This is a genomic window from Psychrobacter sp. CX90, assembly GCF_057396305.2.
Genome location: NZ_CM182008.1, coordinates 2,517,908 through 2,544,849, shown reverse-complemented (window position 1 = coordinate 2,544,849; position 26,942 = coordinate 2,517,908). Strand labels below are relative to the sequence as shown.

Annotated in this window: 26 protein-coding genes; 15 read left to right on the top strand and 11 right to left on the bottom strand. The window is 40.8% G+C overall.

Annotation, left to right across the window (positions count from 1 at the left end):
• The first annotated feature begins 61 nt into the window (after window positions 1-61).
• The 6 genes from AC2SLN_RS10145 (at window position 62) to AC2SLN_RS10120 (ending at window position 5,118) form a co-directional block, all read left to right on the top strand.
• The gene (locus tag AC2SLN_RS10145; RefSeq protein ID WP_486549162.1) at window positions 62-1,516 is read left to right on the top strand and encodes an alanine/glycine:cation symporter family protein; all 1,455 of its coding nucleotides are present in this window, start codon (window positions 62-64) and stop codon (window positions 1,514-1,516) included.
• Window positions 1,517-1,817: 301 nt separating this feature from the next.
• Window positions 1,818-2,300 (top strand): helix-turn-helix domain-containing protein, encoded by a 483-nt coding sequence (locus AC2SLN_RS10140; protein ID WP_486549161.1) that lies wholly within the window; start codon window positions 1,818-1,820, stop codon window positions 2,298-2,300.
• A gap of 171 nt (window positions 2,301-2,471) precedes the next feature.
• On the top strand, window positions 2,472-2,672 hold the full coding sequence (locus tag AC2SLN_RS10135) for a hypothetical protein (RefSeq protein WP_486549160.1): 201 nt from the start codon (window positions 2,472-2,474) through the stop codon (window positions 2,670-2,672).
• Between the two features lie 177 nt (window positions 2,673-2,849).
• Window positions 2,850-3,287: a VOC family protein gene (locus AC2SLN_RS10130; protein WP_486549159.1), complete on the top strand. Its 438-nt coding sequence runs from the start codon at window positions 2,850-2,852 to the stop codon at window positions 3,285-3,287.
• Between the two features lie 285 nt (window positions 3,288-3,572).
• A complete protein-coding gene (locus AC2SLN_RS10125) occupies window positions 3,573-4,388 on the top strand; it encodes an AraC family transcriptional regulator (protein ID WP_486549158.1) in 816 nt (271 codons plus the stop codon).
• A gap of 115 nt (window positions 4,389-4,503) precedes the next feature.
• The gene (locus tag AC2SLN_RS10120; protein ID WP_486549157.1) at window positions 4,504-5,118 is read left to right on the top strand and encodes a LysE family translocator; all 615 of its coding nucleotides are present in this window, start codon (window positions 4,504-4,506) and stop codon (window positions 5,116-5,118) included.
• A gap of 344 nt (window positions 5,119-5,462) precedes the next feature.
• On the opposite strand, the gene AC2SLN_RS10115 is transcribed toward AC2SLN_RS10120, so the two are convergent.
• Together AC2SLN_RS10115 and AC2SLN_RS10110 are read right to left on the bottom strand one after the other, a co-directional pair.
• The gene (locus AC2SLN_RS10115) at window positions 5,463-6,137 is read right to left on the bottom strand and encodes a LysE family translocator (RefSeq protein ID WP_486549156.1); all 675 of its coding nucleotides are present in this window, start codon (window positions 6,135-6,137) and stop codon (window positions 5,463-5,465) included.
• Window positions 6,138-6,221: 84 nt separating this feature from the next.
• Entirely contained in the window at window positions 6,222-6,992 is a 771-nt protein-coding gene (locus AC2SLN_RS10110; RefSeq protein ID WP_486549155.1) for a glutathione S-transferase, read from the bottom strand.
• Window positions 6,993-7,445: 453 nt separating this feature from the next.
• Here AC2SLN_RS10110 and AC2SLN_RS10105 point away from each other — a divergent pair, with 453 nt between their 5' ends.
• Window positions 7,446-8,318 carry a LysR family transcriptional regulator gene (locus AC2SLN_RS10105; protein WP_486530336.1) on the top strand — a complete coding sequence of 291 codons (873 nt, stop codon included), beginning with the start codon at window positions 7,446-7,448 and terminating at the stop codon, window positions 8,316-8,318.
• Window positions 8,319-8,351: 33 nt separating this feature from the next.
• Here the strand turns inward: AC2SLN_RS10105 and AC2SLN_RS10100 are convergent, their stop codons facing one another.
• From AC2SLN_RS10100 to AC2SLN_RS10085, 4 genes are all read right to left on the bottom strand, one after another.
• Window positions 8,352-9,131, bottom strand: a complete 780-nt coding sequence (locus AC2SLN_RS10100; protein ID WP_486549154.1) for a dienelactone hydrolase family protein — start codon at window positions 9,129-9,131, stop codon at window positions 8,352-8,354.
• 299 nt (window positions 9,132-9,430) lie between these two features.
• Entirely contained in the window at window positions 9,431-9,763 is a 333-nt protein-coding gene (locus AC2SLN_RS10095; protein WP_486549153.1) for a protein tyrosine phosphatase family protein, read from the bottom strand.
• A gap of 70 nt (window positions 9,764-9,833) precedes the next feature.
• Window positions 9,834-10,160: a protein tyrosine phosphatase family protein gene (locus AC2SLN_RS10090; RefSeq protein WP_486549152.1), complete on the bottom strand. Its 327-nt coding sequence runs from the start codon at window positions 10,158-10,160 to the stop codon at window positions 9,834-9,836.
• A gap of 129 nt (window positions 10,161-10,289) precedes the next feature.
• Entirely contained in the window at window positions 10,290-12,074 is a 1,785-nt protein-coding gene (locus AC2SLN_RS10085) for a SulP family inorganic anion transporter (protein WP_486549151.1), read from the bottom strand.
• A gap of 966 nt (window positions 12,075-13,040) precedes the next feature.
• Here AC2SLN_RS10085 and trxC point away from each other — a divergent pair.
• Window positions 13,041-13,484 (top strand): thioredoxin TrxC, encoded by a 444-nt coding sequence (gene trxC / locus AC2SLN_RS10080; RefSeq protein WP_486530340.1) that lies wholly within the window; start codon window positions 13,041-13,043, stop codon window positions 13,482-13,484.
• Window positions 13,485-13,888: 404 nt separating this feature from the next.
• On the opposite strand, the gene AC2SLN_RS10075 is transcribed toward trxC, so the two are convergent.
• The gene (locus tag AC2SLN_RS10075) at window positions 13,889-15,256 is read right to left on the bottom strand and encodes an anhydro-N-acetylmuramic acid kinase (protein WP_486549237.1); all 1,368 of its coding nucleotides are present in this window, start codon (window positions 15,254-15,256) and stop codon (window positions 13,889-13,891) included.
• Between the two features lie 333 nt (window positions 15,257-15,589).
• Here AC2SLN_RS10075 and tyrS point away from each other — a divergent pair, with 333 nt between their 5' ends.
• From tyrS to AC2SLN_RS10055, 4 genes are all read left to right on the top strand, one after another.
• Window positions 15,590-16,822 (top strand): tyrosine--tRNA ligase, encoded by a 1,233-nt coding sequence (tyrS, locus tag AC2SLN_RS10070; RefSeq protein WP_486549150.1) that lies wholly within the window; start codon window positions 15,590-15,592, stop codon window positions 16,820-16,822.
• Window positions 16,823-16,884: 62 nt separating this feature from the next.
• On the top strand, window positions 16,885-17,469 hold the full coding sequence (locus AC2SLN_RS10065) for a GNAT family N-acetyltransferase (RefSeq protein ID WP_486549149.1): 585 nt from the start codon (window positions 16,885-16,887) through the stop codon (window positions 17,467-17,469).
• Window positions 17,456-17,704: a DUF1653 domain-containing protein gene (locus AC2SLN_RS10060; protein WP_486549148.1), complete on the top strand. Its 249-nt coding sequence runs from the start codon at window positions 17,456-17,458 to the stop codon at window positions 17,702-17,704. The genes AC2SLN_RS10065 and AC2SLN_RS10060 overlap by 14 nt, the downstream gene beginning before the upstream one ends.
• Before the next feature lie 92 nt (window positions 17,705-17,796).
• Window positions 17,797-18,126, top strand: coding sequence for a hypothetical protein (locus AC2SLN_RS10055; RefSeq protein ID WP_486549147.1), 330 nt, complete (start codon window positions 17,797-17,799; stop codon window positions 18,124-18,126).
• 119 nt (window positions 18,127-18,245) lie between these two features.
• On the opposite strand, the gene AC2SLN_RS10050 is transcribed toward AC2SLN_RS10055, so the two are convergent.
• From AC2SLN_RS10050 to nadR, 4 genes are all read right to left on the bottom strand, one after another.
• A complete protein-coding gene (locus AC2SLN_RS10050; protein ID WP_486549146.1) occupies window positions 18,246-18,830 on the bottom strand; it encodes a YceI family protein in 585 nt (194 codons plus the stop codon).
• Window positions 18,831-19,322: 492 nt separating this feature from the next.
• A complete protein-coding gene (locus tag AC2SLN_RS10045) occupies window positions 19,323-19,769 on the bottom strand; it encodes an Mpo1 family 2-hydroxy fatty acid dioxygenase (protein ID WP_486549145.1) in 447 nt (148 codons plus the stop codon).
• A gap of 131 nt (window positions 19,770-19,900) precedes the next feature.
• Window positions 19,901-20,650: a nicotinamide riboside transporter PnuC gene (gene pnuC / locus AC2SLN_RS10040; protein WP_486549144.1), complete on the bottom strand. Its 750-nt coding sequence runs from the start codon at window positions 20,648-20,650 to the stop codon at window positions 19,901-19,903.
• Between the two features lie 209 nt (window positions 20,651-20,859).
• Window positions 20,860-21,915, bottom strand: a complete 1,056-nt coding sequence (gene nadR / locus AC2SLN_RS10035) for a multifunctional transcriptional regulator/nicotinamide-nucleotide adenylyltransferase/ribosylnicotinamide kinase NadR (RefSeq protein WP_486549143.1) — start codon at window positions 21,913-21,915, stop codon at window positions 20,860-20,862.
• A 359-nt stretch (window positions 21,916-22,274) separates the two neighbouring features.
• Here nadR and AC2SLN_RS10030 point away from each other — a divergent pair, with 359 nt between their 5' ends.
• The 3 genes from AC2SLN_RS10030 (at window position 22,275) to glyS (ending at window position 26,749) form a co-directional block, all read left to right on the top strand.
• Window positions 22,275-22,487: a PspC domain-containing protein gene (locus tag AC2SLN_RS10030; RefSeq protein WP_486549142.1), complete on the top strand. Its 213-nt coding sequence runs from the start codon at window positions 22,275-22,277 to the stop codon at window positions 22,485-22,487.
• 550 nt (window positions 22,488-23,037) lie between these two features.
• Entirely contained in the window at window positions 23,038-23,982 is a 945-nt protein-coding gene (gene glyQ, locus AC2SLN_RS10025; RefSeq protein WP_486549141.1) for a glycine--tRNA ligase subunit alpha, read from the top strand.
• 673 nt (window positions 23,983-24,655) lie between these two features.
• Entirely contained in the window at window positions 24,656-26,749 is a 2,094-nt protein-coding gene (gene glyS / locus AC2SLN_RS10020; protein ID WP_486549140.1) for a glycine--tRNA ligase subunit beta, read from the top strand.
• Window positions 26,750-26,942 lie beyond the last annotated feature (193 nt).

The window sequence follows — 26,942 nt, the reverse complement described above, 5'->3', positions numbered from 1 at the left end:
ACTCTTTCATAAAATCGTTTAGATGATTCAGGACTTATTTTAAAAAGGAAGGAGCGTAACGATGGAATTAATTCAAGCATTTTTCTCCAAAGTAGGTGATTTAACGTGGGGCTGGTCGCTTGTTCCAATGCTCATTATTTTCGGCCTATTATTTACCATTGTCGGAAATTTTGCTCAGTTTAGATACTTTAAACGTATGTTTTCGGTTTTTCGTAATGAAGAAATTGGCGACGATGGCATTAGTGCTCGTCAGGCGTTGCTAGTCTCTATTGGCGGACGTGTGGGTGGGGGTAACATTGCTGGTGTTGCGGTTGCTATTTCACTAGGTGGCCCAGGTGCTGTATTTTGGATGTGGGTTGTTGCCTTAGTGGGGATGATGACCAGTATTGTCGAGTGTAGTTTAGCCCAGTTATATAAGCGCAAAGATCACGAAGGTAACTTTCGCGGCGGCCCTGCAACCTATATTCTGCATGGGTTAGGCAAAGACTATAAATGGCTTGCGGTCATTTATGCTATCTCCTTATTATTATCTTTCTCGGTTGGTTTTATTGCTTTCCAAGGTAACACTGTAGCGGGATCTGCATTAGAAAGCTTTGGTATCGAGCGTTGGATTTCTGGTCTTGTATTAGTCGCTGCTGGTGGGTTTATTGTTTTTGGTGGTATTAAGCGTATTGCCAAAGCTGCCGATATTGTTATTCCTATCATGGCCTTAATTTACTTGGCTATGGCCGTTATTATTATTGTACTTAATATCACAGAACTACCCAACCTCATAGTCATGATTGTGAAAAATGCCTTTGGGTTTGAATCTGTCGTTGGCGGTGGTATTGGTGTGGCAATCGAGCAGGGCATGAAGCGTGGCTTATTCTCAAACGAAGCAGGTTTAGGTTCGGCGCCAAACATCGCTGCCACCGCTTACGCCACGCACCCTGTTAGCCAAGGTATCTCGCAATCTTTATCTGTATTTATAGATACAATATTAGTATGTAGTGCCACCGCATTTATGATTTTGTTAAGCGGTGTCTATCAGCCGGGTGTGGAGGTTGATGGTATCGTGCTGGCTCAGCAAGCCTTATCGAGCGAGCTTGGAGATTGGTCGCAATATATTCTGACCATCTCATTATTATTATTTGCGTTAAGCTCCATCATGTATAATTATTATATGGGCGAAAACGCAATCAACTTCCTTGTTAAAAAGAATATCAAAACAGCTACTTTTCTCCTACGTGTCGTGGTGGTTATCATACTATTTGTTGGAGCAGCGGCGCCAACGGCTACATCGGTATTCTTCTTTGCTGATCCACTAATGGGTGTACTGGCTCTAGCAAACTTATTGGCACTGATTATGTTGTTCCCACGTGCTAAACGCTTGCTCGATGACTTTGCCGGTCAGCTAAAAGCAGGTGTTAAAGTGCCGTTATTTGATGCTCAAGAGTATGAAAAATTAGATCTTGATTTAAGTGCTTGGGGTAAAAAAGCAGTACAAGAAGCGAAAGCTATGAAAGAAGACTCCTAACTTAAGTTTATCTTTGTTTTTCAAAAGCCACCTTAGCTAGCATTAGCTTGGGTGGTTTTTTTTAGGTTTTGGCGCAGATTTCGCTTTTTGCTACTTGAGGCTAAACCGCTTTTTAGAGCAATGGGCATTGTCTATGTGGCACTATGTCGCTTTATAACTGTATCGCTTTAAAATAACGAGGTGCAGTCATCAGCAGGATATATTAATGAGTTAGGCTATAAAGATTGTTAATCATATAATATATTAAGTGTTACTTTTAACAGCAGCACACTATAAATTTGGTTATTGGCAGAGGGTCATCGTGAATAGACTTGAAGTGGATAAAGTATGTGAGTATATCGATGATTTTCATTGCTATGAAGGTGGCTTACCAGACGCACATACCTTAGCACAACGGTTTCATTACAGCCCTTCGCAGTTTAGTCGATTGTTTAAGTCTTACATGCAGTTGTCTGTTAGAGAGTATTTAGCGTCCAAAAAAATTGAGAAAAGTATAAAGTCTATACTCAAACAAAATTCGGTAACGCATGCATTAAATGAGGCAGGATATACCAGTACCAGTAGTTTTTCTCGTACCTTTAAACAATGCACTGGCCTCTCGCCACGAACTTATAAACGCGACATTCATTTCCTACAAAAGTTTGTAGAGTCATTTTATTCAAATAATTATCAAACCGTAATTCGCTATAATCCACAAAATAGTCGAAAGCCTAATACTCAACGTTTAGCCAATTTTGAGTTAATTGATTCCAATAAAAGACAGTCAGCACTATTTTATAATTAAACTATAAATGCCAAGTTACGAATTAAACTTCACGCCCAACGTCAGCATTCTATTACCTTTGTTGGTCTGTATGAAAAAGCTATCCCAAGTGGTCCACCTGCTGAGGGGCTGGCGCTATTCGGGATTGATGACGTCTCCATACCTTATATGCCACCCGGTGAGTACTATGTCATGGCATGCGAGCTTCGACTGAATACCAATCCGATACACTATTTTGTATTAGATTCTGCTAAACGTGTGATTTTCCGTCAGCCTATTAGATTTCCTATCACTCAAAACCAAACCATTGAATTGACCCTAAGAGAAAAAGAGCCTGATGATCCTCCGATAAATATCAATCTGCTACAGTTATTATATGAAACCTTAAATTAAGTCACGTCCTATTCACTAAACTCTTAAGACTAAAACCCTAAAATAGCTATTAATTTATGTCAATCAGCATTTCAGGATAAGTTTAAATTTGACCTGTCGTTTATATTAATATCATCACTTCTTAACAAGTGATATAGGTGGTTCAATCAAATTCAAATTATGAATTAGGAGTGGCAAATGCTGAAATTAAATACTTACTTAACGTTTGATGGTAATACTGAAGAAGCTATGAGGTTTTATCAGTCGGTTTTTGGTGGCGAGTTTACTCATATTATGCGATACAAAGATATGCCACAAGAGGTTAGTACAAGTGACGGTGTTGACTCCGATGAAATGGCTGAAAAGATAATGCATATGCAGTTGGCTATTAATGAAAATATGACCTTAATGGCTAATGACTGCTGTGGCGTCGAGGGACCCTTAGTAAAAGGAAACCAATATGCGATATGCATTACACCTGATAGTGAGCAAGAGGCTAAACGTTTATATAAATCACTATCCGAAGGCGGAGAGGTGCAAATGCCTTTAGAAGAACAGTTTTGGGGTAGTTTATTTGGTATGGTTAAAGATAAGTATGAGATTGATTGGTTGATTGACTATGATTTGAAGTCTTAAGGTTGTCAGGCTTGTAAGTATGTGTAGTCTGGGCTTATAGCCCAGCATGATAGAAGATAGTTATCGTAAGCTGTACTCGTCGCCAAAAAAATTACCCAATCCTAACACTCTGATGTCATAATCGATATCAGAGCATTTTTACATTATAGTGAAGCTTTCATTATCCTAGTCAAAACATAAGCCGTGGGCTTCGCCTAGCTACACCACACGCTACACATTCTGCATACTATAATGTACGTTTGACTATATCTATATTTTAAGCAATACCAAACAAGAGGTAGTCAAGTGGAGCAATCAAAACTATGGCGGAGTCAGGACTACTCAGGTATTGAGTTATTGTCTGCGAGCTATACCAATTTTGAATTTAAAAAACACTGGCATAATGAGCTTGCCATTGGTGTGATTGAAGCTGGGGCGGAAAGCGTTTGGTACCGAGGGGAGAACCTGCTTATTCCTGAACAGCAAATCATTGCAATTAATCCTGGCGAAGTGCATACAGGCTTGGCAGGGGTAGAGAGTGGTTGGCGCTATCGCATGTTTTACTTTGACTTATCCTATTTAGCTACTCATCTATCAGACAGTGCGCTATCGATAAATTCGGTAATAGATACGCCTGTTATTAACGATGCTACTTTGTATCAAGACTTATTGCAGCTACATCAAGCATTGGAGCTTAGCAGTTTGCGTTTAAGTAAAGATACGCTATTGACACTGGCGTTAGAGAAGTTATTTGCTCGCTATGGGTCATCCATTACAAATGATAAAGCAGCTTATATCGATATAAAAGGGGCGACACTGGCTAAGGCTTATATCATTGATGATTGGCAAGGTAATCCATCGCTTGAAGATTTAGAGACGTATACCCAGTGTAATCGATTTCAGTTATTGCGTAGTTTTAAAGCCCTGTTCAGTGTAACGCCGCATCAATATTTGTTGCTCATTAAAACCCAAAAAGCTAAATCAATGCTATCTCAAGGAATGTCTTATATTGATACCGCTTTTATGTGCGGATTCTATGATCAAAGCCACTTTAATCGAAACTTTCGAAGAGTGTATGGTGTTGCGCCTTCAAAATACTTTGGCTATTCAGAATCTACTTAAAATTTCTGTACTAATTCCTCTGTCGATAAGCGAATCGATCTATGTCAATTTTGTACAATAAATCTATAACTCAAACCTCTAAGATATTGATTTTCATGTCTTAGGAAGAATGATTATGAGTTTATTTTTGGCTTGGTTCGCTGTTATGTTTCCCCTAGTGTTTAGTCCTGGCCCTGCAAATATTGCCTTTGCAGCTACGGGTTCACAAGTCGGTTTAAAACGGTCGCTTCCTTTTTTAATCGGGATTGATTTGGTGTTTATTGTACAAACTATTTTAGTTGGTTTTGGTTTGGGTCAAATCGTGCAAACCTATCCCAGTATTATGATTGGGATGCAACTGTTAGGTGCAGGGTATTTGATATATTTGGCGTATACGTTTGTTGTGGCAGGCAAGCTTGATACCGATATAAATACCAAACTATTGGGGTTTAAAGACGGACTGATTGTGCAAGCATTAAATAGCAAAGGCTGGATTATGGTGTTTTTGATGTTTTCGTTATTTACAGCACAAGCGCATGCAGAGTTTGCAGGTTATGGTATCGTCATTTTGATAGTTTGGTTGGCGATACTCAATATATCGCTTCATTTGGTATGGATAGTCGTCGGTGAGTTATTGGCTAAGATATCGAGTAGCCCCACCTATCGTAAAAGTTTGGATTATAGTTATGCGCTATGTTTGTTAGGCGTTGCGATATGGTTGATTATTGATAATCCGATTTGGACGTTATAAAAAAGGGTCGTTATATTTTGGTTGATTGACCGTTAGACTCGGCAATGATTTTTGGCGCCCATTCTTCATCAAATAGGCTGAATTTTTCTTTGATGTTTATTTTAGGCACTATATTCTCGGTGTAGTGAATAATTATTTTGATTATATTTTATGGATTATAGGTATAAATGATTATGGTCAAAGAAGGGTGGGTGATAATTAAGTTTAGAGGTAATAGCGTAGGTTTTTCAGACATAATTACAAATGATAACGCCGAAATGTGTTAATCATACCCTTTCTGAATCACAACCTCTCTAAATCAGAGAGATTTGGGCTAATAACTTTGAATCACAAACCACCTTAAATCAGCGATTTCTAAAGATAAGGTTTAGCCCTAAGCCAATCATTGCCGCGCCTAATACACGGTTAATCCAGTGCTCAATATTCATAAAGCGACGGTGAATCGCAGGAATTGATAACAGTATTACCACTGTACTAAACCATGCCATCTGTAATACCATCATCCAGACACCATATACGGCAAGTTGCCAAAGTGGCATATCAGGCGAAAGTACTAAGGTAAATATAGCCACAAAATATATGGGTGCTTTGGGGTTAAACACATTACAAAAAAAACCACGCCGTATGGTAGAGACGCTTGATTCAGAGACGGTACTTTTCTGCCTATGCTTACTTCGGTTCTGATCACTATCTACATGAGGATTCTCTAAAGGGCTAGCCTCTAAGGACTCCTTTTTTGCGGTGATGCCTTGCCAGCCTAAATAAATGAGATAACCACCGCCCAGCCATTTAATGGCAGTGAGTAAAGGCTGAGAGTGAGCAATGACGGCCGCTAAGCCAAATACGGAATACACCACATGCACACCAAGTCCAAGGGTGATTCCAAAGCTACAAAGTAATCCAGTTCGGCGGTTATGGGTAATGGTTTGCTGCGAAACCAGTAAAAAATCAGGACCAGGCGAAGCAGCTGCTAATAAGTGCACTGTGGTTATTAGTATGAGACCGTGCCAAAACTCCATAATTGAATGTCCTTTTTAACGTTTTGATTAGGTATGGATTTAACTATACACCAAAGGTCGCTTTCTTCACAATACCTACGCTACCTATGCTAACACCCCTTCAACCTTTAGTATTTCACCCGCCTCATCTTGTCCAATCTTTCGTGTTTCTTGTAAAGCGGCCTCTTGCCACTGCCTCATATGTGGATTGTTCAGCATCACGTTCATATATTGATGAGTAGTCGGTCTTAACATAAAGCCTGAGTGTTCAACATAGCTTTGCAAGCGAAGGATAACAGGCGCATAAAACGCATCGGCAATGGTGAAGTCGCCAAACAAATAGTTATTTCGACTGTTTTTATAAGCGTCGCTACTCAAACTGTTTTCAAAAATATCTTCGATGCGATTAAGGTCAGCCAAACAGGTGTCGCTTGGATTGATTTTAGCTGTTACCCGAATGTTCATGGGCATTTCATTACGAACGCCCATAAAGCTTGAATGCATCTCAGCAACGATACTTTGGCAAAAGGCACGCTGTTGTTGTAAGGCTAAATCATCGTTCAGCAATGCAGACTTTGGTTTGCCTGACCAAACATCTAAGTTAGTAAGATAGTCATTGGCAAATAAACCGATGGCTAGGCTGTCAGTCATGGCTAGGTGTTGGGTAGTGTTAGGATTCTCTGTGTCTCGATTGATAACCAACACAGGCACTTTACCCGTGGATGAGTATTTACTAAGGATAGGGGTTGAAGAGACATCAAATAACTGAATAAGCTGCTCGTCAAACTCAATGTCAAACTGCTTGAGCAGTAGCCAAGCTCGCAGTGACCAGGAGGAGTAGTTTTTGTTACCGATGATAAGTAGCGGAGTGTTCATAATAATATTCCTTATGTGATGGATATTCCTTTTTAGCCCTTTTAGAGTACTGAGCTATAAAGCTAACTGAGTTATAAAGATAGCTGAGTTATACAAACAAGTGAGCTATAAAGATGAGAGCGGTTTAGCCAAGATATGAGCGTAAAGCTGGATGTGCTACAAAATTAAAGTGATTAGTTAACTTGGCTAAGGATTTTAGTATGTCGCAGTTGTCGTCATTGAACAAACGCAAAACTCTGATAGTACCTATCAGATATTCGAGGAACAGGATAGTAAATATTAGGGGTTTGGCTGTGCTAAAGTAGGACTATAGTCGTAGGCAAACTAAAGAGCTACAGCGTTAACCTCACTAAGCCTACTAGAGTAGTACTTGCGTTCGGTTGACTTGTATCTCATTTAGTTGCCTATGACTATAAGTCATTTAACAAAGTTAGTCTAAGAAGTTGAAAAATTATGGATATAGAAGCGCTACGCTGTTTTATTGCGGTGGTGGAAACGGGTAGTTATTCGCAAGCGGCAAAGCAGGTGCATCGTAGCCAAAGTGCGGTCAGCCAAAAAATGCAAAAACTGGCGGAGCAGACAGGCAAGACATTATTTATAAAGGCAGGTAGAGCGCTTGAATTAACCGAAGATGGCAAGTTTTTGCTGGGATACGCCCGTCATATTATTAGTCTTCATGATGATATGATACGCCAAATGAAAGAAAGTCAGCAAATTATGCGCCCGTTGCAATTAGGATGTCCTGACGATTATGCCGAGTTGATATTGCCTAAAATTGTGGCCTCAATACAAGCCATTGTGCCCAACATGCCCATTCAAATTCATTGTAACAACTCGACTAACTTACAAGACATGTTGGTGGCGGGTACGATTGATGCGGCGATTGTTTCTCGTTCGGCCGCAAAGGTAGCGGGGCAGTATTTAGAAAAAAGTGACGGGGTGTGGGCATTTAATGGGGACAGCGATAAACTGGCAGAGGCGTATAGAGCTTTAGGGAGTGTGCCATTGGTTTTGTTTGAGAAAAGTTGCCATTTTCACCATGCTGCGGTGCAAGGGTTAAGCCAGCTTAATGTCAGCAGTCAAGTGGTGTGCAGTAGTAACAGTGTGGGTGCTATCCGCAGCTTGGTGTTGGCAGGACAGGGAATAACCGTGGTAGCTAAAAGTAGTGTGAGGGGGATGTCGATATTAACAGGCGCCAACAATCCGTTGCCGTTTACCTTGCCAAAGTTGCCTAGCGTGATTATTGAGATGGTGATAGCGGCAAACGCCCATCCAAATTTTGGACGGGCGCAGTTGCTTGAGGTTTGTGAGGGTTATGCCAATTAAGCTGTAGTCGCTTAGGTATGGTCAGAAGGGCGTTTACTCATATAAATTATCTAAAAACTCTAAATAACGCTGCCATGAGCGTTTATCTGCACGTTCGTCGTAAGACTCCGCCTCAAAGTCAGTAAACGCATGTTTAGCCCCGCTATAGGTAATCATTTCATGAGGTACATTCGCTGTCTCAAGTGTTTTACCGAGCGTGGTAAAGTCCTCAAAGGGCACAACTTGATCCGCGGTTCCATGAAAAACTAAAATCTCGCCTTTGGTATTGTCATAATTTTGATGGGCAGGTGTCGCAAGGTCACCATGAAACGGTACAAAAGCTTTTTGAGGGAAGCCTGACCGTGCAAGCTCAAGTGCGGCACTGCCACCAAAGCAGTATCCCATGGTTACCCCTTCACGTACATTATTACCTTCCGCTTGACCCGCATTTAAAGCACCTGCAAGCAAATGGCGCATTTTATTGCGGTCATTATATAACTCCCCAGTGAGCCGTTTTTTATCTTCTAATTCAGTAGGTCGAATGCCTTGTCCATAAAGATCTGCTGCCAATACGTTATACCCTTCGGTAGCCAACATGTCGGCACGCTTACGCTCATAATCGGTTAAACCGTCCCAATCATGAATGAGCAGGATAAAAGGTGCATTTGGGGTATCCGCCTTGGCGTAATATCCCTCATAGGTCTTATTTTCAACAGAATAAGTGACGTTTTTACTGGTTATGGCGGCTGCAATTTGGCTGGTACCTAATGTCATTAGACCAACGGCTACGTTAATAATAAGTGTTTTAAATGGGTTGTTTAGAAGACTTGACATAACAGCTCCTTTTTTATTTTAAGGCATTTTTGTTTTAGGGTATTCCTCATTTAAGGGCGGTTGAACATTCAAAAAACACTCATTGCCACTGACATGTTTGACGGTTCAATAGACCCTAGAGTATGAGAGTAAAAATGAGATAGAGTATCGTCAAACATGGGTGGTTTCGAACAAATATAAGACATATTTGCTAGAAATCAAACAAAGTTTGGCGGGGATTTAGCTATTTTTAATCCATAAAACTGTCAATTACTGTGAATAAGAATACGCCTTAGTCAGCCTTTAATAAACCAGATGATTCAATCGTCTAATAGGTCCATTTGTTTGGCCGCTTCATATAGACCGTTCGAGCGGTTACCCGTGCGGCAAAACATCAAAATTGGCTGCTCAGCTTGATTAAAGTAATCAGCAAACGCTTCTACATGTTGCTGCGTCAATGCATTGCCGGCAAATGAAATTTCTTTATAAGCAAGCCCTGCTTGTTTGGCAGCGGCTTCGATTTCGCTACTTTTAGGTTGGTCCGGTGCTTCACCGTCTGGACGGTTATTAATGATGGTTTTAAAGCCTTTAGCAGCGATATCTTGAACTTGTTCTGGGGTCACTTGACCGGCAAAACTAACCTGATGCGACATAGTGAATCCTTTTTTTAATTGAGTGAATGGAGATGTTTTAATTAAACATTCAATAAATATATGATGAAATCTACAGTAAACCTTGCATCATTGCACTTTGATAGAGCAGTTTAGCTCGATTGCCTGTACCGCAAAAAAGCATAATAGGCTTTGGAAGCTGATGATAATATTCAGCAAACTTTTTAATCGTATCTAAGCTTAAGCGTTCACAGTCATAAGGTAGATAAGCATATTGCAACTTTGCCTGATGCGCCGCTTCATTTAGAGTGTTACTTTTAGGTTGGTTTGCTGCCTCGCCATCGGGGCGGATATTAATAAGAGAGCGATAACCAAGCTCGCACAGCTTTGTACATTGCGCAGGGTATATTTGCTTATAAATGGTAATTGATTCAGTCATGGTTTATACGGCTTTATAGGTGTCAATAAGAATTATATACTAACATTTTTGTTTCATTATCTATTGCCCGATTAAGAATATATGTATACCGATTGTGTGGTGTTCATAATGTTATATTAAGGGGTTATTTTAATGTGCTTCTTCTGTTTGGATTTTGGGCGCAACATCATTAACAGGGTCATCATCCGTTAATAAAGTAATGGCTTCGACCGTGCTTAAAAATACACGTCCTGACAGTTCAGAAATAACGGGCGTTTCTTGCAGAATATCCATGACGGGACCCTTCACAAAGCTGTAGTGCAGACGTTTGTGTTGCGCTACCAGCTCTTTATTTAAGGTAATAAGCATCTCTTGCGCTGTGAGATCAATATGATTGACTGCAGACATAATTAGCACCAAGTCCCTTGCCTTTGGGTACTTATCAAGTCCCGCATAAATCTGGTTATAAACGGCTTGGCTGTTACCAAAAAACAAGCTTTCGTCCACCCGCATAATAAGTAGGTTGTCATAGGTAATGACATTATGGCGATTGATATTACGAAAATGCTCGGTGTTATGCAGGCGACCGACCACCGCAATGTGTGGATGACTAGATTGCCAAATAAGACCAACAAATGAGGCGATAATACCAATTACTAACCCTGTATTTAAGCCAAAAATTAATACCCCAATAAAGGTAGCACCAAAGCTAATCGCATCTAAATGATCGGTTTTCAACGCCATTTTAAAGGTATTAACATCAATAAGGTTGATGATGGAGGCCATAATCATGGCACCCAGCAGTGCATAGGGTAGAGGCGCAATGATACTGCCAAGCACTAGGAGAGCAGCAACCATAACGCCAACCGTAATGAGGCTGGCCAGTGGGGTTTTTGCTCCAGAGTCGACATTAATGGCCGTACGTGAGAATCCACCTGCGACGGGAAAGCTTTGACTAAATCCGCCCGCTATATTGGCAAGTCCTAATCCTTTTAACTCCTCATTCGCATCAAATTTCTCGCCACGTAAACGTGCATAAGTACTGGCAACTGAGCTACTGGATACAAAGGCGATAAGCGCCATCAGCCCGGCTGTTGGCAGTAGTGAGACTACCTGTGAAAAAGACTCAAACTCAGGTATTGATAGCTTAGGCAGCCCACTTGGAATCACGCCCATAAGACGAATACCCAACGCTGACCAATTACCAATCTGACTGACAATAATAGCAATGATGACTATCACTAAAGGAAAAAGCCGCCCCGCCCATTTGGCTTTTGAATCTGGGAGCCAAGACTTCCAGAGTATTGCACTGCCATAACGATTTAATAAAAATAAGCCAAAGGTAATGCCGCCCAATATTAGGGTAGGGAGATGCAAACTTTCCATCTGATTGACAATAGAATCAAGATAACTTGGTAGGGTGTTCCCTTGCACGGGTATGCCAGTAATATATTTAAGTTGGCTGACAAATATCAGCACCGCCGCACCGCTGACAAAGCCTGACGAAACGCCGCGGCTAATAAACTGCATAATCCAGCCAAGCTTTAATTGACCCGCCAGCCACAGAAAAATACCGACCATGAGGGCAAGAAGACCTGCAAGCATCACATATTCAGTACTGCCTTCCTCAGCGATACCATGCAGGCTACTGGCGGTCATAATAGCAGTGATGGCAACCGCACCAACGGCCTGCACATTACTTGAGCCCACCCAAGCATAAACCAGTACGGGCACGATAGAGGCGTAAAGCCCATAAACGGGTGGTAATCCAGCCAATACTGCATAGCCTAAGCTTTGCGGAATGACTAACACACCGACCACGATTCCGGCCACCATGTCGGAAGGCAGCGTACTGGTTGAGTATTGCGTTAGCCACTTTGGCACGAGCAATGTCATCCACTTTTGTACGAGCGTCGCGTGCTTGTTAGTCACCATGGTCTCTCAGTTACGTCGTCGTGTAGGTACTATAATCGGCACAGTTGAAAACTGCGACTGTGCTCATTCCCTTGTAAGACTAAAATATTCGCAGTGGGTGCGTTGTGGCAATGTCATAATGGTTTGATACTATCATTAGAGTCGGTCTTCATTGACAAGAACTGATATTTTAGGGGCTAGGGCGTATCCTCAATTCGTACAATTGCATTTAAATGGGTTGAAAATAGCTAAATCTTGTCATACCACGTCACATAACGGGGAAATATCTCGATATTTACCTATTATTTTCCTTGTCTGACTGCGATTTATCTTATTTTTATCTCCATTTTCAAAATGAGGACACGCCCTAAAAATGATTATACCCCGGTTAAACAGTGTCTGATGTCTCGCTAAAATGATTCTATTTAATGACTGCTTTTTCTTCGAAATCATTCGTATTAGGTTAATCTATCTTATTTTTATACTTATAATCTAAATGACGACACGCCCTAATGCAATAAGTAAATCATGCCATGTGTTTTGTCTTGGCAACGGGTTTATCATACCGAAGTTTCTCATTATTGCCCACTTTGGTTGGGGGCTTAGCTTAGTTAGATAGTTAGATAGTTAGATAGTTAGATAGTTAGGTAGATAGGTAGATAGTTAGGTAGATAGGTAGATAGATAGGTAGATAGGTAGATAGGTAGATAGATAGGTAGATAGGTAGATAGATAGGTAGATAGGTAGATAGATAGATAGTGTAGTAGATAGTAGGTTAAGATGTACTTAAGGCAAGAGCTGATGAATCAGGCGCAGTTGGCGCTGGCTATAGCAACTCACTTAAACGTTATACAACTTGTCACGTTATAACACTTATGACGTCTTTAACTAATCTTAATAATAACATCATCTACACATGATATATTCAGAGGTATAATAAGCTAAATTATGTAGATTACATTGGAACTTTAGAAAAAAGGAGGGCGTATGACGCACGCTACAACAGAAGCACTGCATTTGGTTTGTCCCCATTGTGTTGCAACGAATCGCATTCCTGCTGAGCGTATCAGCGAATCGCCAAAATGTGGCAAGTGTCAGCACGCCCTGCTTACAGGTGCCCCAAGAGAGCTGACAAATGCAACTGCACACAAGACCATTCAAAAGAATGACGTATTAACCATCGTCGACTTTTGGGCAAGTTGGTGCCAGCCGTGTTTAATGATGTCACCACAGTTTGAGCAAGCCGCAAAGCAACTGCCTCAAGTGGTGTTTGCTAAACTACAAACGGATAAATATGAGCAAACCGCTGCCCCTTATGGTATCAGAAGCCTACCTACCATGGTGGCATTTAAAGGTGGCAAAGAGATTGCCCGTCAGTCTGGGGCATTGCCAAGTAATCAGATAGTGCAGTGGGTGCAGTCGTTGGGTTAGGAGTTTTACAGTTGAGTTTTGACATTTGCTCAAAACTAGCCTCTTAGCTTGAGCACTAGCACAGCCTAGTCTTTTGCGTATATTCAATTCTAACCCTAAAGATAAAAACCAAAAGACTAGCCTCAATATCGGGGATTCTTTAAGAGTAAGAAATATGCGAGGCATGAGGAGTATCTCTTACCTGATTATGTCCGCGCCTCGTCCCTCGGCAAAGCGTTATTGGCATAATAATTTATTCAATTCAAATTTATTCAATCCTAAGGTATTACTTTTCGGTGGGGAATTTAATGTTACCTAGTTAAGGGCTAAATGTGGCTTTGAGCCCTCATCTATGGCTACTATCAATGTTCAAAGGCCCTATTTTGTAAAGTATAGAATCAACTTTATCGTTTGGTTGGGAGCATCTAAGCAAAACACACCTGACCTAATACCACAGGCTTACTAGCGCCAGTGACTGCGGGCAGATTGCCTGTTTGACCCATAATAGTCTGGCGGGCTAGCCAAGCAAATGCCATTGCCTCAACCCAAGTGGGGGCAATGCCATAGTCAGCGCTGGTTTTTACCTCCCAATTTGGTAATGCCTGTGCCAATTGCGTAAGTAGGTTGGTGTTATAAGCCCCGCCGCCACAAACAATGAGCTCACAACCCTTGTCGCCACTGTGCATATTAAGACGCTCTGATTCAGCTTGAATCGCATCGCTAAGGGTTTGTACCGTAAACGCTGTTAACGTGGCTTGCACATCCTCAAGAGCGATATTAGCCCCAAGTTTGTCGCTTATTTCGGCAATCTGTTCATTCAACCATGCTAAATGGAAGTCTTCACGGCCAGTGCTTTTGGGTGTGGGCTGAGCAAAGTAGGGGTGTGTTAGCAGCTTCTGTAACAACGGATGATGGACTTCGCCTGCTTTTGCCCACGCGCCATCTTTATCGTATAAAGAGTCATTGGTTGGGTCGTTTGCATTGTCATCCGCTGAGTCATCTTGATTTAAGGTGGCAGAGTCGACATGGGTCTGATACCAAGCATCAAGCAACATATTGGCAGGCCCAGTATCGTAACCGATGACGTTATCAGGTTGCCCAGCAGGCATGACGGTAATGTTAGAGATGCCGCCTAAATTAACCACAATGCGGTTACAATGTTCACGATTATAGATATTACCAAATTGAGACAAATGGAATGCAGGGGCAAGTGGTGCCCCTTGTCCCCCTACTGCCATATCTCGACGGCGGAAATCAGAGACCACGCTAATACCGGTACGTTCGGCGATCACATTAGGGTCAACCAATTGCAAACTGAACCCTAAGTTGGGGCGATGGCGTACGGTTTGTCCGTGGCAACCAAGTGCTAAAATAGACGTTTCATTTAAGCCCGATTTCTGTAGTAGCTCATTGACCACCGTGCTGGCAAATTCAGCATATTCTCGGCTTGCCCAACCAAACCATTCAAGCTCACTTTCAGGCAATTTTTCTAGAGTTGGGTAGTCTTTGACTATTTGGGTGCTTATTTCAGCCAAACGACTGGTACTATTTGGCTGGCACAAAGCGAGGAGGACTCGACGCAAACTTGGGGGGAATCCCTTACTGTGGGTCGCAATAATCCTATTGGGACAGTGAGTTGGCTCGCTGGTATCAAAACAGTCACTGAACTGGCAAATGACGGCATCAAGTCCGTCTAGACTAGTGCCAGACATCATGCCAATGTAAAATCCCTCATCAAAACTATCAAACAAAGTTTCTGATATAACCCCGGCAAAGGTGTCCTTGTCATTCATGTTGTTCGTTGTGTTGAGATCATTATTGTTATTGTTATTGTTATTGTCTTTATTGAGCGGTGTGGTCGCCATGATGAAACCTATAATTAACTTAAAAAGAGTATGGTGAAAGGTATGGGCCGTTTTGGTTTAACCCTTCGTTATTGCGAAATCGCGTGCAATTATAATAGATAATATCTTAACCGGTTACACTATAAAAATAAGGGATTAATTAAAGTGCGATTATGGGTTGAGACGAAATGAGCCTCAAAGTAGTATAATCTAAAAATTCTTATAGTTTTTATTGTTTATACTGAGTCATAATCATTTATCTTACTAGAATTAGAGGCAGCCATGACCCAAGCACTACCAGAATCAAGCAACAACTTATCAGTAGAAGAGCAGCTTGCCATTATTCAGCGAGGCACTCATGAGATTTTGTCTGAAGAAGACTTAGTCGCTAAGCTAAAACTAGGCCGTCCGTTAAAAATCAAAGCTGGGTTTGATCCGACGGCACCTGATTTACACTTGGGTCATACAGTGCTGATTAATAAACTCAAGCATTTTCAAGACTTAGGGCATGAAATTTATTTCTTAATTGGTGATTACACTGCCAAAATCGGCGATCCAACGGGTAAAAACACCACCCGCCCGCCATTAACCGATGAACAAATTAAAGAGAATGCCAAAACGTATGCCGAACAAGTATTTAAGATTTTGGATAAAGAAAAGACGACGGTAGTGTTCAATTCTGAGTGGTTTAATGACATGAGCGCCGCAGACATGATTGCTCTGGCCAGTCAGCAGACGGTATCCCGTATGCTTGAGCGTGATGATTTCTCAAAACGCTATGCGGCGCAAACGCCCATCTCTATTCATGAGTTTTTGTACCCGTTAGTACAAGGTTATGATTCGGTAGCTTTAGAGGCGGATGTGGAGCTTGGCGGAACTGACCAAACATTTAACCTATTAATGGGGCGTACACTGCAGTCTCGTTATGGTCAGGAGTCGCAAGTGTGTATCACTGTGCCCATTCTTGAAGGGTTAGATGGCGTTAATAAAATGTCAAAGTCACTGGGCAACTATGTGGCAATCTATGACACTCCAGGTACGATGTATCAAAAAATTCTATCGATGCCAGATACGCTCATTCGTCGCTATTATGAGTTTTTAAGCTTTAAACCCATGGATGAAGTCGAAGCACTACTGGCAGAGATTGAAAATGGGCGTAACCCTCAAGAAATTAAACGTATCTTGGCAGAAGAGCTTATCGAGCGCTTCCATGACGCAGAGGCGGCTGCCAATGCCCATAAATCAGCGGGAAATGTGTTAGCCGATGGTGAGTTGCCAGTAGATTTGCCAGAGGTGACACTTGAGTTGCCAGAGGGCCAAGAGGCCTTATTTATTACGCAAATTTTAAACCAAGCAGAATTGGCTAAAAATAACGCTGCGGCAAAAGATATGCTAAAACGCAATGCGGTTAAAGTGGATGGTGAAGAGGTGAATGCGGGCTTTAGCTTAACCTCAGGTCAGACGGTAGTGATTCAAGCGGGTAAAAAAGCGTTTGCTAAGGTAACGGTGGTTTAATTAAACGGTTTATTGGGTTATATTAAAATCACAGCTTATATCGTTTTCGATTAGGAACCACTATGCTAAAGCCGACAACACTGTCTTACAATGGTATAACCCTTGAACCACTCACTCAAGATCATGCAGATGACTTAGCCAAAGCCTGCCAAGATGGAAAGCTCTGGGAAACGGTGTATACCTATGTACCCAGTCCAGAAACCATATCTGACTATATCAATAAAGCTCATAATATGGAGGATAGGGTTGCGTTTGCCGTTATTGATGAGACCACAGGTAAAGCGATTGGCTCGACCAGCTTTTATAATATTATGCCAATGGTAAAAAGGTTAGAGATTGGATACACATGGTATGCAAAATCGTATTGGCGTAGTCATATTAATACCTCATGCAAGCTGATGCTAATGACACATGCTTTTGAGACGCTAGAATATCTGACGGTAGGCTGGCGTACAGATATCATAAATACTCAATCACAACGAGCGATACAGAGATTAGGCGCTAAACAAGACGGCGTGATTCGTGGTGATCGCATGCGTCAAGATGGCACTATTACGGACTCTGTCGTTTATAGCATGACGATTAGTGAATGGCCACAAGCAAAAATGAACCTAGAAAATAAGCTGAAGCATTATGACCAAACATAAAACAGACCCTGTGCAACAGGTTCCCCAAGGTATTTACCGCCATTACAAAGGCAATCTTTATCAGGTTTTGCATAACGCACATCATTCTGAAACCGAAGAAGCGTTAGTCGTCTATCGTTGTCTCTATGGTGAATACGGTGTCTGGGTACGTCCACTTGAAATGTTTATTGAAACTGTTGAAATAGAGGGTAAACAAGTACCCCGTTTTGAGTTAATCAAAGCGTTAAGCAGTTAATCAGAAGCAATCAGTCCAGATTTTCTATTTCAATCTCTCTATTAAAAAGACCTTGAATTTTAAGCAAGATATATTTCACTAACAGGGACGTTATGAGTATTTTTAAACGGCTGGCTCAGCAGTCTCCCTTCCTAAAGCTACTTTATATTTTTATCATTCAATTGGTCGTCATATTGACGATAGACTGGCTCAATGTGCGCAATGAGTACGATACTTCCAAGCTGGATAGCGTCATTTGGGGCATTTTATTTCCTGCAGGCATATTTTTTAGTGCAATCATCTTCTATAAGTCATCGCCTTTTGATGGTCTTAAACGTTGGTTAGCCGTCCCCATTCAGATTGTTGTACACACGCTTGCCTCATGGGGACTTATTATTGTCGCCCTATTGTATTTCCATGACTGGATAGGTGGCACGTTTTAATTTTAGCCATTATGAATACCAAAAAGCGCCATTGACTGAATCATTGGCGCTTTATTGATATAGAACTTTAATTCAAATATCTATCAAAAGAAAGTAAGGGTAAAAGAAAGTAAGGGGGATTACTTTTTCAAACTTGCTTCGATTTGAATGTTTAACTTAACATCTTTCATCATACCACCATCAGTAAAGGTATCAATACCCCACTTCGTTCTGTCAATAGTGGTTTCAAAATCGCCACCACAAGCTTGAGTTTTCAATATTGGGCTATCATAGCAATTAAACTTAGTGGCAGTTAGGGTAATGGGATGTGTCTGGTCAAGTAAGGTTAAGTCACCTTTTACAGCGGTTACTTTATCTCCATCAAACTGCCATTCTGTTGACTTAAAATAAGCAGTGGGGTATTTTTCTACATTAAAAAAGTCAGGCGATTTTAAGTGATTGTCAAAAGCTTTAATGCCGGTATCCAAGCTTCCAATAGGAATAGTAATACCCACAAAGCCTTTTTTGGCTTCAGGGGCGTATTCAACTATACCTGATAAACCATAAAAGCCACCAGCGTTGGTAGAGGTGCCAAAATGATCAACAGAAAAACGTGCATGAGCATGATGAGTGTCAATCTCATAGGTAGCTGCCTGACCTAATACGCTTAATGTGCTTAAACCAGCCAGTGCGGCAATAGTTAGTGTGCTTTTTAATAAATTCACAGTTAGTTCTCCTTTTTGTGAGACCTCTAGCGGTCAAATTTGAACAATATTTGATGTTATTAGAGTCGTACATTTTTAAGCGGATTTTTTGCTACACACCATTATTCATTAAAGATTTACTAAAGATATAGACTCATTACCAGCTCTAAAAATAACCGACATTTGTGAAACTCATAAGACTTATCATTGGTAAAACTTATCAATAAGATCAATAAGGGGCACTTGTATTCCTGTTTCCTCAGGCTCTTATTTAAAGAAATGGTATGCGCTGTGTCACTGCTCATTGATGGCTCATTAAGCAGAGCTTACATATAACATTGTATAGTTTAACAAAGATTAAGTAAGTTTTAGTATCGGAAAGTTACAGAATGAAACATTTTAGTTGTATTTTAGTTATAAATAAGCCACACCATTTCAGGATTACTTTAACAATGATTCATTCACGAGTTAACCTTATTATAAGGTAATAGAATCGGTCAATAGCGGTAGGCATTAGCTTGCAGGTTGAATTTTTCGCCCCATTAGCGTATTGGCAACCCAAGCTGGACCTATGAGCAAAAACTGTAAGTCTTCTAAGAATGATGGTTTTTTACCTTCAATCTTGTGCCCAATGAATTGTCCAATCCAAGCCACTACAAACACCGCTGCCCATGCTTTAAATCCAAAAGGCAATAGAGCGATTGCTGATAAACACATTAAAGTAAATATACCCATTGCAATAAATAAAGGAGTAGACAGCCTTAGATAAAAAAGACACACCAACATGGTTAATACAATAGTAAACCAAACTGATAGCGACATGCTCATACCTACGATACTCACAAAAATGGTAGGAACACAAAGCCAGTGGATTTTCTTGTTAATAGGATTTTGATGGCTAACCGCATATTCTGCAAGCCATTGCTCAAGTGAGCGTTTACTGGTAATGAATTTTGTCATTTTAACGTCCTTATTAAAAATGTGAGTTGGATCTATTCTATATAGGTGAGAATTATTATGGCAATAGGGGTAAGTCTTGTAAAGGCAAGTTTGCCACTCAAAAGCAGGGGATTCTTAGAACTGATAGCACATTATGCGTTGATTAGTTTTGAATCAAGCTCGCTACGATACCACTCATACAGGCCAATAAAGGCATTAATCTGATAAACCATGGTTTGAATAGCAAAAATATAATTGCCGGTCATAAGATTTACGATAAGCCAAACAAAGTTAACCGCAATCCAGATCCACCAGCTGAAAGAGTAGCGCAAAATCATGGTGGCTTGAGCAGTAATAGAGAGCACAAATGCTAAAACGTTAATCCAATAAAAGTCAATCAAGCCCAAAAACTGACTGCCATCATTGCTAACCACAGCATAGCCTTTTTCAGTGAGCCATGCGTTAACCGTAGGAAAAATAGCTAAACCAATCATAATAAAAGCGATGGTTATTACCCATACTAATTTTGAGGCAGATTTGGGTACCATATTGCCATCAGGATCGGTATTCTTCGACCAATAGACGATACCATATAGGTGAGTAAAAAAGTTAAATAGGGGCGCAAGCATTAGTCCAACCGCACCAGCAGTCGCCTGCACTACTATTTCTCCTGATGTAGCCGCTAAACCCAGACCATTCCCCATAACATTTTTGCGAAATGATAATGATACTACGCACACCAAGCCAATCAATGACACAACCAGATAAAACAAATCAAGGCGAGTATGCTCAGTGGTTAGCCAAAAGCCCGTTGTTAAGGCAACAACCCCAAATATAAACCACGTCACAACCCATTGCATTGACCATTTACCGGTAAGGTTGTCCAAAAGTCTGATACGCATGTGAGTCCCTAATTTGTCACTGTAATGGTCATAGTTGAGTCATGAATGTTGTGGTTTGAGGTCTATACATCAGTCGATAACGAGGTGAGAAATTTACTGTTAATATTAACAATGAATTATGAACACAAGGTGTCAGATCGTAATTAAGGTACTTAATTAAAGTACTTATTATTAACCAGTAGTATACTGAAAAGCCGTCTCATGAAACATTATTTATTGAAAATTTGTGCATCGATATAAGCGATGGCTTGTCGGTAGCGTTCCGAAAAATCTGGGTTATTAATATGATGAGTTTTAATGTTATGACGCGCATAAATATCTTTTAGTCTGGTCTCAAAACGCTCACGTGCCTCCTGAGAACCTAATGAACGCATGCCATCATCAACCCAAGGTGTGTTGTTGTCCAAAAATAGTGTATGGTCAAAACGGAACTCATCAATACAGGCAGTAACAAAAGGGTGTGAGCGACCTTCGTATTCTTCACAGAACGCTTGTGTGGTCACAAAATCAGTATCAACAATGGTGACAGGTGAGATAGCTTTGTACGCTACCTCGCGTACAGCGTGAGCGTGGTCTAATGCTATAGGGGCGTAATCGCTGTATTGTAAACCAACCTCTGAGCCACCAAGGTCTGTACCTACGTATAGACGACCCATCTCAAGCGCTAAATTTGTCCCATAATAATTAGCAATTTTGTGCGCTAAAGTAGTCTTTCCAGAGCTTTCGCCACCTACAATTGCTACGGTTCGAGTATATTCGCCTCTTGCTTCTGGATGAATGCTGTCCCAGTTTGCAATTGGGTCGTAATGAATGGCGATACTATCGAATTCATTATGCCTAGGTGTGGTCATTACCTCAATATTGAGTGCCGTTTTGACGGCTTCTGTGGCCATTGGATGACCCTCAGTAACAAATAGGGCATTATGCTCTGATATATTAAGTTTGTCTTGAATATAGCCAATCTTGGCAGTGTAGGCGTCAATATTCAAAGTAATGTCTTCAACACTGTCATGCACAGGGAATAAAAAGTCAGAGCAGGTGTGTATTTTAATGAAAGGGAGATCACGGCATGCCATCTGTAGCCAGCGAGCTTTGTCTTCGAGTGTCACGGGAAAACGAGGGTTAGGATCTGGATGTGATGTGATAACAATATGTAAGGTGTCAACCAAATCAGACGCAAACAAGATGCTACGCATATGCCCTAAGTGTAGAGGTTCAAAGTGACCAATCATAATTCCTGAGCGTATGGCATCTGATTTAAGCATAAGTTGCATCCTTATCTACTAACTAGATATTAAATAACTAGATGTTAAATAACTGGCAATGAAACGTGATTCAACAAAACAGCCCGTTGGGTATCATTTTGTATTAATAACAATTACTAAGCTTCTGCAAGAGTAAAAGTAAATACTGTTACAAATTCAGTGTTAAGTTTAAACATCATTGTTGGCTAATTTATATATAATAAATATATCAAATTAAGTGGTTAATGAGTCAAATAAAGTATATTTAGACCAGTACAGTTTAGATAAGTACCCTTTATAAAATTACCCCGAAAAACTTTGAAAGAGATTTTTAATTTCAAGATAAGATAAATAATTATACTGCGAGTAATGGAGGTAAAATGCAAAGGTTAAATAAATTACATCGCTCACGTAATCATCGTATGGTTGCAGGCGTTATGGGTGGCATTGCTGAGTATTTTGGATGGTCGCCAAATATTACCCGCCTTTTATTCGTTATCATATCAACAGCAAGCGCTGCCGTACCAGGAATTTTTATTTACTTACTACTTTGGATAGTGATGCCTAATGCCAGCCAAGCATCTTACCAGTAGCCGTGTTAGCAATTATATTTAGTATATTATATTAATACAGTAATATTATAGACAATATCCTATTGTCCTTTTATCGTTAGCTGATAAGATTTAGCCATCATTTAAATTATAATAACGATTATAACAACAAAAAAAAGCTAATCTTTAAACCGCTTTCCTCCTGCCTAGATGGGTTGCCATCTAGGTATTTTTTTGCCTGCTTATCGAGATATAACGCTTAAAATATAGATAAAAGTGCCATTTTTTAGTAAGGTGTGCGTACTAAGTTAAAATGCTTAGTTCGTTAGTCATAATCTAGATAAATATGGGCTAAAATTCGAAGTGTGAAGCGGACTATAGGTTGATTCTTTGATAAGTGCTTTGATAAATAAAATTCAAGATAAATAAGATGAAATCTGCTATCGGTTGCCTTTTTATCTGCGTTTTGCTTAACTTCTTTACCAAAACCAACCTTCGATTATATGACTTGGGCTGTATTTAACACCATAAGTTTGACAATATTTTTTCTAATTAAGTTTAACAACAATTCTAATTTAACAGTGGCAATACTATGACATTTCAAGAACTCATCTTAACCTTGCAAGCTTTCTGGGCCGATAAAGGGTGTGTGGTACTGCAACCCTACGATATGGAAGTGGGCGCGGGTACGTTTCACACAGCAACGTTTTTACGCTCGTTAGGACCTGAGGTATGGAACGCTGCTTACGTGCAACCGTCACGTCGCCCAACAGATGGTCGTTATGGGGATAACCCAAACCGGTTGCAACATTATTATCAGTTTCAAGTTGTCATGAAACCAAACCCGCCTAATATTCAAGAGTTGTATATTGATTCGCTAAAAGCTATTGGCATTGACACCCTAACGCATGATGTACGTTTTGTAGAGGATAACTGGGAGTCGCCAACACTTGGGGCATGGGGCTTGGGTTGGGAAGTTTGGCTAAATGGTATGGAAGTTACCCAGTTTACTTATTTCCAGCAAGTAGGTGGTATGGAATGTTTTCCTGTAACGGGCGAAATTACCTATGGTCTTGAACGTTTGGCAATGTATATTCAAGGTGTTGATAGTGTCTATGATTTAGTCTGGACAGATGGTCAATTTGGTAAAGTCACTTATGGCGATGTCTTCCATCAAAACGAAGTTGAACAATCTACTTACAACTTTGAGTATGCTAATGTGCCAAAAATGTTTGAGTTATTTGACTTCTATGAGCAACAGGCGGATAAGCTAGTAGTGGCTGGATTACCACTGCCTGCCTATGAGATGGTCTTAAAAGCGTCACATACCTTTAACTTACTTGATGCCCGCGGTGCCATCTCAGTGACTGAACGCCAACGCTTTATTTTACGGGTGCGTACATTGGCGCGCAAGGTAGCACAGGGGTATGTGGAAGCTCGTGCGAAGCTAGGTTTCCCATTAGCGGATAAAGCGCATAGAGAAGCGGCGCTGAAAAAGTATTTACCTAAAGATGAAACCGTTGAGCATAAGGTTTAAAGCCGAAATATCAGCACATTAAGTTTTAATTCCTAAGAGTAACAATCTGTGCTAACGGTGTTTAAAACCTATTGTTTACGGCTATGTTTAAGCACTAAGCTTCAGTAATATACTATGTTTCAGTACTAAGCTTAGGGTCTGTTGAACATTCAAATGTGGAACTGGCGGAGGCGATTTTTTAGGCAATATGCAGGGAGATTTTTGACGCTTAGTCATTCTAAGTTAGAAAATTTCGCAATATATTGACAAAAAATAGCCTTGCCCCACAGGGCTGATGCTAAAATTGCCCCAAACGTTGTTATAAACCTAGCTAAGGTCTAGACATTATCGTCGGTTTACACCTAGTTTGGAACAATTTTAGCTATCAGCAGTCCTAATATTTGAATGTTCAACAGACCCTAATTACCCAAACTAAATAAGTTTATTCTGATACTCGATTAACGCTAAGATTAATATAGCGCAGGAGCAATAGCAGCAGCAATAAAAGGTAAGATAATTGATGTTGCATAAAGGCGGCTTTTTGCGTAGTGGCATTGAATATGAACTTCACGGCGATATTAGTGACGTTTTAAACTGTCATTGCTCGGTGTACCGCAAGCTGCATACCAGTGCTTTTCGAATACAGAATAAACAACACTAAAATTATAAAAATTAATCATAGATAGAGAGCCTCATGAGCACAATTTTATTTGAACTTGGTAGTGAAGAGCTGCCACCAAAGAGCTTAAAGCCACTACGGGATTCGCTTAAATCCAGCGTTGAGAGTCAGCTTAAAGAGGCTGATATCAGTTTTGATCGCTTAAAAGCGTTTGCCGCCCCCCGTCGTTTGGCTATCCAAATTGAAGGTATTGCTGATAAGCAGCCTGATCGCAGTGAACAAAAAAGAGGGCCTGCGGTAAAGGCCGCTTATGATGCAGAGGGTAATCCCACTCGAGCTGCAGAAGGTTTCGCTAGAGGATTAGGCATTGATGTCAGCGAACTGACGACCATCAAAACAGACAAGGGCGATTATATCGGCTATGACTTAACCATCACTGGTCAAGCAACCACAGAGTTACTGCCCCATATATTTCAAACAGCACTTGATCAACTGCCTATTGCCAAGCGTATGCGTTCTGGTGCGACTCGAGAAGAGTTTGTCCGCCCGGTTAAGTGGCTGATATTTATGCAAGACGATAAGGTGCTTGAGGCAACGGTACAAGGGCTAAATGCCGGAAATACGACGTTAGGGCATCGTTTTCATTCGCCAAAGGTTCATGAAATTGCTCATGCTAAAGAATACGAGAGCATTTTACACAGTGCTAAAGTGATTGCAGATTTTGACCGTCGTCAGCAGCTGATTATTGAGAGGGTAAAAACGCTAGCAGATGAGGTAAACGCAAAGCCCATTATGCCGCAAGATTTACTCGATGAAGTAACTGCATTGGTTGATTGGCCTGTTGCCCTGCGCGCCAGTTTTGAAGAACGCTTTTTACAAGTGCCACAAGAAGCTCTCATTAAAACCATGCAAGCGGATCAGAAGTATTTTTGCTTAACGGATAGTGATGGCAAATTGCAGCCATACTTTATCTTTATCAGTAATATTGAGTCAAAAGACCCAAGCCAAGTGATTAATGGCAACGAAAAAGTCGTGCGTCCGCGCCTTGCTGATGCTGAATTCTTCTTTTTGCAAGATCAAAAACACCCCTTATTTACCCTGACTGAAAATCTTAAAAATCGGGTATTCCAAGATCAGCTCGGTACCATTTGGCAGAAGTCTGAACGTATAGCTAAATTAGCAGCGTTCATTGCGTCAACCCTTAAAGAGTTAAAGCTTGAAGGTTATACTGATATAGATGTGGCGCAAACCACCCGTGCGGCAGTGCTGTCTAAAGCCGACCTTGCGAGTACTTTAGTGGGCGAGTTTCCTGAACTGCAAGGTATTGCAGGTACCTATTATGCACGTTTAAATGGTGAGCCAGAAGCAGTATCAGCGGCTCTTGAAGAGCAATATCTACCTAAGTTTAGTGGTGATAAATTACCAATAACACCAATAGGTATATGCCTTGCCTTAGCGGATCGCTTAGATACTTTGGTGGGTATATTTGGCATTGATCAAGCGCCGACAGGTTCTAAAGATCCCTTTAGTTTGCGCCGCAGTGCCATTGGGGTGCTACGTATTTTAATTGAAAAAGAACTGCCTATTAACTTAATTGTACTGGTTGAACAAGCCATTAAAAATTATGACGGTAAGCTACCAAAAATGGGCGATACCTTTACCAACGTGATGGACTTTATCAACTCACGCTATCGTGCCATGTATACTGAAAAAGGGGTAAGCGTTGATGCCATTCAAGCGGTTCAAGCCATCAACCCGCATATGCCACTTGATTTTGATCAGCGTATTCGTGCAGTAACTGTTTTTCGTGAGCTTGCGCAAGCGGCAACGTTGGCAGAGATTAACAAACGTGTGGCCAATATCTTAGCCAAATCTGAAGGGGCAGTAGGCGAGAAAGTAGATATAGACTTATTGAACGAGGAGGCAGAGAAAAGTTTATATGCTGCTGTGAGTGAGGCGCAAAAAGAAGTAGCACCATTACAAGCCAATGCTAAATACAATGAGATTTTGCAATCGTTAACAAAGCTCGAAGCGCCTTTGACTGCATTTTTTGATAACGTTATGGTAAATAGTGATAACGAGAAACTAAAAGCCAACCGCTTGGCATTACTAAAGCAGGTACGTGAGCTTTTCTTAACGGTAGCTGATGTCGGCGAATTGCAAATCTGATAGCAAGTTTATGATAGGTAGCCATTTTATATCCGTTAAAAGCTGACTCTGGAGGGTCAGCTTTTTAATACCTTAGCGAGTTATAAGTGAGGCGACTATACGAGTTATCTAGTCCATATCCCAACATATTGGCTATGATTTGAATGATGTCTTTGGCAGTTTTTTAATTATTTCGTACCTGAGAATAGGGTTG

What these genes read in the sequence shown, in the direction of transcription:
- AC2SLN_RS10145 (WP_486549162.1), top strand. Translation starts at nt 62, where the DNA reads ATGGAATTAATTCAAGCATTTTTCTCCAAAGTAGGTGATTTAACGTGG.
- AC2SLN_RS10135 (WP_486549160.1), top strand. Translation starts at nt 2,472, where the DNA reads ATGGCATGCGAGCTTCGACTGAATACCAATCCGATACACTATTTTGTA.
- AC2SLN_RS10130 (WP_486549159.1), top strand. Translation starts at nt 2,850, where the DNA reads ATGCTGAAATTAAATACTTACTTAACGTTTGATGGTAATACTGAAGAA.
- AC2SLN_RS10120 (WP_486549157.1), top strand. Translation starts at nt 4,504, where the DNA reads ATGAGTTTATTTTTGGCTTGGTTCGCTGTTATGTTTCCCCTAGTGTTT.
- AC2SLN_RS10115 (WP_486549156.1), bottom strand. Translation starts at nt 6,137, where the DNA reads ATGGAGTTTTGGCACGGTCTCATACTAATAACCACAGTGCACTTATTA.
- AC2SLN_RS10110 (WP_486549155.1), bottom strand. Translation starts at nt 6,992, where the DNA reads ATGAACACTCCGCTACTTATCATCGGTAACAAAAACTACTCCTCCTGG.
- AC2SLN_RS10105 (WP_486530336.1), top strand. Translation starts at nt 7,446, where the DNA reads ATGGATATAGAAGCGCTACGCTGTTTTATTGCGGTGGTGGAAACGGGT.
- AC2SLN_RS10100 (WP_486549154.1), bottom strand. Translation starts at nt 9,131, where the DNA reads ATGTCAAGTCTTCTAAACAACCCATTTAAAACACTTATTATTAACGTA.
- AC2SLN_RS10095 (WP_486549153.1), bottom strand. Translation starts at nt 9,763, where the DNA reads ATGTCGCATCAGGTTAGTTTTGCCGGTCAAGTGACCCCAGAACAAGTT.
- AC2SLN_RS10090 (WP_486549152.1), bottom strand. Translation starts at nt 10,160, where the DNA reads ATGACTGAATCAATTACCATTTATAAGCAAATATACCCTGCGCAATGT.
- AC2SLN_RS10085 (WP_486549151.1), bottom strand. Translation starts at nt 12,074, where the DNA reads ATGGTGACTAACAAGCACGCGACGCTCGTACAAAAGTGGATGACATTG.
- trxC (WP_486530340.1), top strand. Translation starts at nt 13,041, where the DNA reads ATGACGCACGCTACAACAGAAGCACTGCATTTGGTTTGTCCCCATTGT.
- AC2SLN_RS10075 (WP_486549237.1), bottom strand. Translation starts at nt 15,256, where the DNA reads ATGAATGACAAGGACACCTTTGCCGGGGTTATATCAGAAACTTTGTTT.
- tyrS (WP_486549150.1), top strand. Translation starts at nt 15,590, where the DNA reads ATGACCCAAGCACTACCAGAATCAAGCAACAACTTATCAGTAGAAGAG.
- AC2SLN_RS10065 (WP_486549149.1), top strand. Translation starts at nt 16,885, where the DNA reads ATGCTAAAGCCGACAACACTGTCTTACAATGGTATAACCCTTGAACCA.
- AC2SLN_RS10060 (WP_486549148.1), top strand. Translation starts at nt 17,456, where the DNA reads ATGACCAAACATAAAACAGACCCTGTGCAACAGGTTCCCCAAGGTATT.
- AC2SLN_RS10055 (WP_486549147.1), top strand. Translation starts at nt 17,797, where the DNA reads ATGAGTATTTTTAAACGGCTGGCTCAGCAGTCTCCCTTCCTAAAGCTA.
- AC2SLN_RS10045 (WP_486549145.1), bottom strand. Translation starts at nt 19,769, where the DNA reads ATGACAAAATTCATTACCAGTAAACGCTCACTTGAGCAATGGCTTGCA.
- pnuC (WP_486549144.1), bottom strand. Translation starts at nt 20,650, where the DNA reads ATGCGTATCAGACTTTTGGACAACCTTACCGGTAAATGGTCAATGCAA.
- nadR (WP_486549143.1), bottom strand. Translation starts at nt 21,915, where the DNA reads ATGCTTAAATCAGATGCCATACGCTCAGGAATTATGATTGGTCACTTT.
- AC2SLN_RS10030 (WP_486549142.1), top strand. Translation starts at nt 22,275, where the DNA reads ATGCAAAGGTTAAATAAATTACATCGCTCACGTAATCATCGTATGGTT.
- glyQ (WP_486549141.1), top strand. Translation starts at nt 23,038, where the DNA reads ATGACATTTCAAGAACTCATCTTAACCTTGCAAGCTTTCTGGGCCGAT.
- glyS (WP_486549140.1), top strand. Translation starts at nt 24,656, where the DNA reads ATGAGCACAATTTTATTTGAACTTGGTAGTGAAGAGCTGCCACCAAAG.